Consider the following 8308-nt stretch of genomic DNA (forward strand, 5'->3'; position numbering starts at 1 on the left):
CGGCCGCGTCAACCGGTGCACGATCCCGTTGTCCCGGCAGATCCGATCGAACAGCACCTCACCGCCATGCCCGAACCGGTCGGTGAACTACTTGCCGTTGAGTTCCTAATGGATGTCAAGCGGGTTGAGCCGTAGCGTGGTGGGTGGACGGGCCGGTTGATGGAGCGCGTTGCGACTCCTTGCTTCGCCGACCCGTTCCTGGGCGGGCGTGGGTGGTGCGTCGCGCCGTGCGGAGTTCGGCTGAGACGGTGTAGCGCTCGGCGATGATGGCTTTGGCCTGGGTCGCGTCGACAGGGCGGCCGTTGGTGTCGTGCAGGGTGTAGTGCTCGCCGCGGCGCCAGTAGGCGGCGATGCGGGTGAGTAGGGTGGTCGCAACGTGGCAGAGGGCGGAGTTGTGGTGTTTGCCCTGGGTGACCATGAGCCGGTGGTACTTGGCGGCGAGGCTGGGATCGCTGCGGCGGGCGTGCTCGGCGGCCATGAACAGGGCTTCGCGCAGGCAGGCGTCACCGGACTTGGTCAGGCCGTTGTGGTGACCGTTGATGCCGGAGGAATCCAAGCGCGGGACCAGCCCGCTGAAGGCGCGGACACCGGCCAGTGAGGTGAAGCGGCTGGGGTCGCCGAGCCGCCCGAGGATCTGCGCGCCCAGGATCGGCCCTATGCCCGGTACTGATTGCAGGATGCCGTCGGGGTCCGCGCGGGCGAACAGCACGGCGATGCGCTCGTCGAGTTCCTTGATCTCCTGGGTGAGGGCCAGGGCGAGCCGGGCCTCGATGGCGATGTCGTCAGCCAGGTCGGGATAGTCCAGGTCCTCGCCCCAGAGCCGGAGCGTTGCGGCCGCGGTCGCCAGGAGTTCTTCGGCCTTGGCCTCGGTCCAGGCGCCGCGGGAGTGGCGGTGCAGGAAGCGGGCCAGCCGACCTCGGCCCAGCCGCCGCACCGTGTGCGGGCAGGCGTAGCCGGCGGCCAGGAACTTCAGCGGGGTCTTGTTGGCCAGATCGCTGCCCAGGGCGGCGTGCCATCCCGGTCCCAGGATCTCCAGCAGCGCGTCCAGGCGTGCCAGCGTGGCGGTGAGGCGGCGCACCAGCGTGGAGCGGAGCTTGACGGACCGGCGCAGCGGGTCGCCGGGGCCGAGTCCTTGCTCGGTGTGCAGCCCTTCGGGGTGCAGTAGCGGTAGGCGGGCCAGGATGCGTGAGTCCAACCGGTCGGACTTGGTGTGCTTGCTGTAGTAGGCCCGCAGATCGGCGGACCGTTCGGGCGGCACAATCACCACAGCGGCGCCGCGGCGCCGAAACCACGCCGCCAGCGGCACCCACGCGTTGCGGGTGGGCTCCATGATCACCGTCACCGTCGACGGATCGGTCCCGGCCGGGAGCATCGCCCAGATCCGTTCCAGATCCTCCGCCGTGGTCCGAAACCGCCGTCCGGACCAGGCGAACTCTCCGCGATCATCAGCCAGGCTCGCCTGGTGGGCCGCCCGCACGCGATATCGATTCCCAGCCGCAGGCGCAAAGCTCCGGCTCCCGTCTCTTCGTCAGATTCCTGGTCTGACCAGCGATGGCCGACACCGAGGGAGACGTAGTACCAGACATTCACCAACAGGGATCCGCGAGACCGGGTGCAGCTCGGCCAGCGGTCGCCGGGTTCCTAACAGGACACGCATCTCCCGGCGTGGGCCCCGCCCGTCCCACGATCAACAGGCAAGGAGCACCATGCTCCAATCGGTCAGCAATGGTGACGAGCGGGCGCCGGTCACCCCCGATCCTCACGCCGCCGGCCGGACGAGGTGAGCATCTTGGGGACACCACCGAGTTTGAATGTCGGTCAGCACCTCACCCGGAACCCCGAACTCACGCCAACGCCGCCGCGAACGCCAGACACACCGCCCGCCCCGTCGCCCGCGGCACCACCTCGGCGACCACACAGAACCGCGAATGGTCAACGCCGTTTGGGGCTCATGACACGGTTCTTACCGGCACCCCAACCAAGGCTGGCTCGAACTCGTCGCGCTGGCCGCCGACCTGACCGCCTGAACCCAAATGCTCGCCTGCACCGGCAACCCGGCCCGCCGCTGGGAACCCAAACGCCTGCGCCTGCGCACCTTCTCGACCGCCGCACGCCTGGCCCGCGGCGGCAGACGACTCCGGCTCCGACTGGCCCGCCACTGGCCCTGGACCAACCTGATCGCATCGGCGATCACCCGGCTGCAGACGCTCCCAGCGCCCTGACCAGCACCAACCGTCCCGTCAACACCAGAAAGGACAACATCCGGGCCCGTGGATACCCCGCCCACCCGACGCGATAGTCGGGTCCGACCGATGACCCGCCACCGAAAGCCAAGAGTCGGTTGGGTCGCGGGGCGGCCCAACCGACCTCATGAAGATCGAAGCTAGCGCGGTACGGTGGATGACGGACGGTTACTCTCGTCGGACTCAAACAAAAGCAGGGGACCCTTCGCCCTGAAGAGCCCCCGAAAGGACTCGAGATGGCCCGTAAGAAGGTCGCGGTGATCATCAGCGGCACTCCCGACGTTAACGACGCCCTCGACGAATTCCAAGAGCGATACCCCGGCCTCGGGATAGCCGACATGGACGACATCGTGAACGTCAAGGATCAGCCGCAGGACTGGGTAGTGACGTACTGGCAGGACGGCGAGTAGCGTCCCACGCCCGCAGGACGGCTCGATGCCTTCGGGCATCTTCGCCGACGATCTGATCGGTGTCCCCACCCGACACCGATAACTCGATTGCGGCCACGGTTGCCGGGTTCGGTCTGAAGAGGCCGCATGCCCGGCCGCCGTGGCCGCCCCTTGGTTACTCACGAAACTTCTAATCAGGGTCGTTGGGCGTCCCAGACCGAGTCCGGCAGGTGGGCCTCGCCGGCGGCGGCGTTGGTGGCAGGTTGCCGGTCGTGGTTCGAGTTGCCCGCGCGGTGACCCTGAGAAACTTCTGAGCCTTCGAGCTCCCGGATGAGAGTCCACGGCCCGATACGGCTCAGAACTGCCGTTGCTGACCCTTCACCCGCTGGCCTGGCGGTAGAAGATCAGCACTGCTTGGAGTCGAGCGCGGGTGTCCTGGACTGTGCGTGCCGTTTATCATCACGCCATGGACATTGTGATCGACCGTCGCAGCGTGCACGCCGGGGACGACACCATGTCGCACAGTGTCGACATGGTAGTGGCCGATAACGCGACCCTCGGGGACTTTCTCGCAGGCTTCGACTTCCCCGGCTACCTACCGCATATCATGGGCCGCGGCTGCGGCACCTGGGACCTGTGCTCGGCCCAGGGCGGTTCTTGGCGCGCGGGTGCGCACGTGGTCGCCCGTGTGGACGCCACCAACACCGATGACGTGCGGGTAAAATACGTGACGGCGCCGGAGACACCGCTCGCGAACCTTGCTGCCGAGGGCGGCAAGCCCTACCTACTCTTCCGGTGAACCGGCTACTTGACAGTCGGCCGCCCTATTGACAGGCAACCATGGCCGCCGCAGCCTCCCAGCGGGAGGAAGGATTCGACCTCACCGAGCCGCCAACGCCTCCACCGAGGTCCACCGTACGCCGATGGGGCCAGTAGGGCGCCTCTGAAGGCAGATGCCTGCCCTGATCAACCACCCCAGCCGAGCAGCACGCCGCCCAGGCCGCGGCCACCGCCGAGGAGTTCCGGGTCGAGCTGGACCGGGCGCGGGCCGACGCCGACCGCGGCCGCGGCACCGCGCGAGCCGAAGCACGCGCGGCCGCCGCAGCAAGGAGAGCTGAGTGCGATGATGCGGCAGAGCCCCCGCTCGGCGCCCTTCCTACGCAATTGACGTTCGAGGCCGCGTTCAGCGAGTTCGCCGCCGAGCGGACCAAGGAACCCGCCGGCGGGGTCGTAGACGCTCCCGCCGAGGGAGAGGCGGACGCCGCGGGTCGCCAAGGTCGCGGGCCTCAGGGACGGAGCGGACGAGCCGCCGAGCTCGGGAACCACGAGGGTGTCGCCGACGCGCACGGCCGCGAGGGCTTGGTCGAGGCCGGGTTGTTTCCGGTTGGTGCCGGTGAGTCCCTTGTCGAAATAGATCCGGTCGCCCGCGACACCGAGGTTGGTGAGGATATCGCGTTGGGCGGTGAAGCCTTGCAGGACGGTCGAGGATCTGGCGTAGCCGATCAGTTCTCCCGTCCCGGCAGCGTACCGTTTGGCCCCTTCACCTAACAGATTCGCGGACCACCTATGTGAGATGGCGTCGCCGCAGGTCACGTTCGCGCCCCGAGCGCTCCTCGTCGTCGTCCGGTGAGCGTTCCCCTACCGCACACCCCCCAAGATCATTCTCACCGCCAACGGCTTTCCGCAGGTTCCTCAACTCTGAAGATCAACACCGTTCGGGGCCCGCGAGCGCGCCAGTGGAGCTGGCCCCAGCAGGAGACCCGCCAAGCCGTCTCGGGAGTCGGCTGCACGCTTTGCCCGCGGCCTAGACCCTGCAAGATCGAGTTTAACCATTACCTGGACAGGCCCACCTCTGTGCGTGTTGTGGTTATAGGGCTTTTGGAAGGATTTGTTCAGCCCAAATGGTTTTGCCGGATGGGGTGTGTCTGGTGCCCCAGCGTTGGGCGAGATGGGCGACGAGGAGCAGTCCGCGGCCTCCTTCGTCGAAGACGCGGGCGCGGCGCAGGTGGGGTGCGGTGTTACTGGTGTCGGAGACCTCGCAGATAAGGGTGTTCTCGTGGATCAGCCGAAGCTGGATAGGTGGCAGGCCGTATCGGATGGCGTTGGTGAGGAGTTCGCTGACCACCAGTTCGGTGATGAAGGCCGTCTCCTCCAGCCCCCATTCGTCGAGCTGGTCGGAGGCCAGCCGTCGGGCCTGGGCCACCATCTCGGGATCGGCGGGCAGGTCCCAGGTGGCGACCTGGGAGGTGGGTAGGGCCTGGGGGCGGACGAGGAGCAGGGCGGCGTCGTCGGCGGGCGTATCGGGCAGCAGTGAGTCCAGGACGTCGTCGCAGAGCTGTTCCAGAGGGGTGGTGGCGCTGTTGCTCAGCACCCCGCTCAGCCAGGCGAGCCCGGCGTCGGCGTCGCGGTCGCGGGACTCGATGAGACCGTCGGTGAACATCGCGATCGTGACGCCGTCGGGAATTTCCAGTTCGGTGGACTCAAATGGCAGGCCACCCAGGCCCAGCGGAGGTCCCGCGGGCAGTTCTGGGAACTCCACCGTCCCACCGGGGCCAACGACGGCGGGTGCGGGATGCCCGGCCCGGGCGATGGTGCAACGGCGGGAGATCGGATCGTAAACAGCGTACAGGCAGGTGGCGCCGATTTCGCCCGCCTCCCGCTCGCCAGGGCCCGTGGCCTCCCAGTCCTCCTCACGGTCCAAGCGTAGGACGACGTCGTCGAGATGGGTGAGCAGCTCGTCGGGCGGCATGTCCACGTCGGCGAGGGTGCGGACCGCCGTGCGCAGGCCTCCCATGATGGCCGACGCCTGAATGCCGTGCCCGACCACGTCGCCCACCACGAAGGCGACCCGGACCCCCGACAGCGGGATGACGTCGAACCAGTCACCGCCCACCCCCGCCCGGGAGTCGGTCGGGCGATAACGGGAGGCCACGGTTACCGCCGGATGCGGGGGCGTGCGCTGCGGCAGCATGCTTCGCTGCAGGGCAAGCGCGGTGTCGCGCTCATGGGCATAGCGTCGAGCGTTGTCGATGCAGATCGCCGCCCTGGCCGTGATCTCCTCCGCCAGCAGCAGGTCGTCGGCGCCGAACTGGTCCGGGGTCTGATGCCGCAGGAACTGGGCGAGCCCGATGATCGACCCGCGGGCTAGCAGCGGCACCACGATGAGCGAGTGGACGTCACAGGCGCGCAAACACCGCGCATGGGCCATGTCCTGCTCCAGCCACCGCCGAATGTCGGGGTCGTCAGTCAGGTGACGAGACGGCATTCCGGTGGCCAGGGCCTGGGCCATCGGCGACTCCGCGGCGTAACGCCCCATCTCTCCGGGCCGGATCGGGGACTCCGGCCACCCTTCCTCGACGGACCGCTGCGCGGCACGGGAGAAGGCCAGGCGCCCGGCAGACCAGCGCAGGTTCGACCCTTCCCGAAAATCGGAGTCAAGCAGGTCGACACCGACGAAGTCGGCGAACTGTTCGGTGGCCACATCGGCCAGCTGCTGGGCGGTCTCCACCGTGTCTAGGACGGTCCCGATACGGACGCTGGCCGCGTTCACGACCGCGAGCCGCTGCCTGGCCCGATCCTGCTCCGTGACATCCAGCGAAGCCACCGACGCTCCCCGTACCCGGCCCGCCGGATCTGTCAACGGGGAGATGAAAGCCGACCAGGCATGCGCACGGCTCTCCCCCGGCAACCGCACGAACGAGTCCATCCTCGACGGCCGCCCTGTGCGCAGCACCCGCGCGAGCAAGCCCTCGAACTCGTGATAGGGATGATCGCTCGACAACACTCCAGGGCGTAGCCCGAGCGCATCCTCCTGCCTCATGCCGACGACGCGCAACGCCTCATCATTGATCGCAACCAGCTGACCCTCGTGATCATAAATTCCGACCGCGACTGGGAGCCCCGCCAGCGCCCACTCCTTAAGCACCGCCGCAGCCGCCTCATCCCTCCGAACTGCAAGCACCGCCCACCCGGCAGCTCCCCCGATACCATGCACCGGGACCGCGCGGACATCGGCCTCGACGCCGTAACCGTCCCGGTGCCGCAGCGTCACCCGCTCCTCGCACTCGTTTCCCCGCCGGATGCACCCCAGTGCCGAGGCAGAAAGCCCCCCGGCCAGCAAACCCGCCGCGGCACGCCCCATCACCTGCTCCGGACGATGGCCCAACAACCGGGTGGCTCCAGCCGTCCAACCCGTGATGACACCCCCGACGTCCACCACGGCCATCGCCGGGCCAGTGCCCCTCACCTCGGAGCCCTCAACTCGCCCCGTGCGGACTTTTCCTCGTTTATCAGACACTCATCAGCTCGCTTCCGAGGCCAACCAGATCCCCCTCGGCAAGCCCCGCACAGACCACTCGACTTCAACCAACTTGCCCCACTACACCCGGACATACCACAAACCTAACTCGCCGAACCCGGATGAAGAGTGTCTGAAGGTCTGTGGGTGAGGCGGCGAGATCCGCAAGAACAGTCGCTCGCAATGCCCCCGCCCGCGACCGCAATCGCGGGCCTGGCCGGTGACGTGCCGCTGCTGGTGGTCGACCTGGCCGATACCGTCGCCAGTGGCGACGCGGCGGCGAGCGCGTCGACCAGATCGCCGCGCATCTGCTCGGCCTGGGCCTCGGCCTGGTCGCTGATCTGGCCGGGCTTCCCGAGGTGAGTGCGGCCGCCGGCTGGCGTGCCGCTCTCGGCTCGGACTGACTGACGATCACGCAGCCTGACGGGGCCGTCCTGCATGACGGGGAGCTCGTCCTCCAGGACGGGTGGTCGGCGGTCGCGGTGGTCGGCCGCGCGGCTCCGGTCCATCGGTGTCCATGACGGCAGCCGCCGTCATGGTTCGGTTTCGGCGCCGACCGCGCCGGCTACGGCGCGGGCCCGGATCTGCGGGACGGATAAGGGTATCACAGCGTTGGGCTTCCAGAATCTCCCGCGCCGCCCGCGCGTAGCGAACAGCTGTCGTGTCGCCAAGACCGAAGACGTGTGCCAGATGAAGCGGATCGGCTCCGTTGCAAGAGCCTCTTCCAGATGCCGATCGATTCGCAGTCGGCCGAGAGGGGCGGGCAGCCCCCGGAAGGGCACGTTGACCATCGTCTTGGTGCCGGGATCGTCGGCGGCCAGGTCGATCCCCGACAGCAGCCCCGACTCCACCCGCAGGTGCGGACCGCGACGGATCAGCACGGGGCGCAAAGGCGAGGATGTCGGCGACCGAGCGGAAAAGGCGGGCGGCGTCGGCGATGCGGATGGCATCGCCGACTGCGGCCTCGTGCAGCATTCTGAATGGTTTCACCGGTTTGAGTGGTTTGCCGTCAGGGCCTTTGATGTGCGGGTTGGACCAACTGACCGGGGTGAAGGCGATCGAGGAACCGCCGTCCCTGGTCGACTTGCGGGAACGCACCACGGCGATGCCCCCACGCGTGGAGCTGCCCGAGGCGTTCACTGTGGTCTCCGGCGGCCGGTCCAGGCTGCAATATAACTATGTGTTACTCAAGATGCGCGAAGTGTAGCCGACGCGAGAGGTGACGCGGGAAACCAAGGCACGCAATGTGATAAGCGACGACCTGCAATGTTTCGCTCTTCAGGCTAGGGAGTGCGATGGCTGAAGCCGACCGCATGGACGAGGTGGACGTGAACCCCTGCGTGCACCGAGCGACCGAAACAGACGAGGAGCAGGTCCTG

At 67.9% G+C, this 8308-nt stretch carries 8 protein-coding genes and 3 pseudogenes; 5 read left to right on the forward strand and 6 right to left on the reverse strand.

Annotated features, from left to right (window positions below):
- The 3 genes and pseudogenes from AB0C84_RS44605 to AB0C84_RS44615 form a co-directional block, all read right to left on the reverse strand.
- Window positions 1-105 (reverse strand): annotated as a pseudogene (locus AB0C84_RS44605) (IS481 family transposase); the annotation flags it as partial.
- A gap of 10 nt (window positions 106-115) precedes the next feature.
- Window positions 116-1477: an IS110 family transposase gene (locus tag AB0C84_RS44610; RefSeq protein WP_361078636.1), complete on the reverse strand. Its 1362-nt coding sequence runs from the start codon at window positions 1475-1477 to the stop codon at window positions 116-118.
- Between the two features lie 336 nt (window positions 1478-1813).
- A pseudogene (locus AB0C84_RS44615) lies at window positions 1814-1934 on the reverse strand (IS481 family transposase); the annotation flags it as partial.
- A 42-nt stretch (window positions 1935-1976) separates the two neighbouring features.
- On the opposite strand from AB0C84_RS44615, the pseudogene AB0C84_RS44620 reads away from it, so the two are divergent.
- The 3 genes and pseudogenes from AB0C84_RS44620 to AB0C84_RS44630 form a co-directional block, all read left to right on the forward strand.
- Window positions 1977-2222, forward strand: a pseudogene (locus AB0C84_RS44620) (transposase); the annotation flags it as partial.
- A 257-nt stretch (window positions 2223-2479) separates the two neighbouring features.
- Window positions 2480-2653, forward strand: coding sequence for a hypothetical protein (locus AB0C84_RS44625; RefSeq protein ID WP_361078639.1), 174 nt, complete (start codon window positions 2480-2482; stop codon window positions 2651-2653).
- A 445-nt stretch (window positions 2654-3098) separates the two neighbouring features.
- Complete coding sequence (locus AB0C84_RS44630) at window positions 3099-3431, forward strand: hypothetical protein (protein WP_361078642.1); 333 nt, start codon at window positions 3099-3101, stop codon at window positions 3429-3431.
- Between the two features lie 167 nt (window positions 3432-3598).
- On the opposite strand, the gene AB0C84_RS44635 is transcribed toward AB0C84_RS44630, so the two are convergent.
- Together AB0C84_RS44635 and AB0C84_RS44640 are read right to left on the reverse strand one after the other, a co-directional pair.
- Window positions 3599-4225 (reverse strand): recombinase family protein, encoded by a 627-nt coding sequence (locus tag AB0C84_RS44635; protein WP_361078645.1) that lies wholly within the window; start codon window positions 4223-4225, stop codon window positions 3599-3601.
- A 274-nt stretch (window positions 4226-4499) separates the two neighbouring features.
- A complete protein-coding gene (locus tag AB0C84_RS44640; RefSeq protein WP_361078648.1) occupies window positions 4500-6929 on the reverse strand; it encodes a SpoIIE family protein phosphatase in 2430 nt (809 codons plus the stop codon).
- A gap of 183 nt (window positions 6930-7112) precedes the next feature.
- Between AB0C84_RS44640 and AB0C84_RS44645 the strand changes: the two genes are divergently transcribed.
- Window positions 7113-7292 (forward strand): hypothetical protein, encoded by a 180-nt coding sequence (locus AB0C84_RS44645; RefSeq protein WP_361078651.1) that lies wholly within the window; start codon window positions 7113-7115, stop codon window positions 7290-7292.
- A 170-nt stretch (window positions 7293-7462) separates the two neighbouring features.
- On the opposite strand, the gene AB0C84_RS44650 is transcribed toward AB0C84_RS44645, so the two are convergent.
- Entirely contained in the window at window positions 7463-7810 is a 348-nt protein-coding gene (locus AB0C84_RS44650; protein ID WP_361078653.1) for a hypothetical protein, read from the reverse strand.
- Window positions 7811-7827: 17 nt separating this feature from the next.
- Between AB0C84_RS44650 and AB0C84_RS44655 the strand changes: the two genes are divergently transcribed.
- Complete coding sequence (locus tag AB0C84_RS44655) at window positions 7828-8136, forward strand: hypothetical protein (RefSeq protein ID WP_361078656.1); 309 nt, start codon at window positions 7828-7830, stop codon at window positions 8134-8136.
- Window positions 8137-8308 lie beyond the last annotated feature (172 nt).

The organism is Actinomadura sp. NPDC048955 (genome assembly GCF_040649435.1).
Taxonomy (GTDB): Bacteria; Actinomycetota; Actinomycetes; order Streptosporangiales; family Streptosporangiaceae; genus Spirillospora; species Spirillospora luteofluorescens.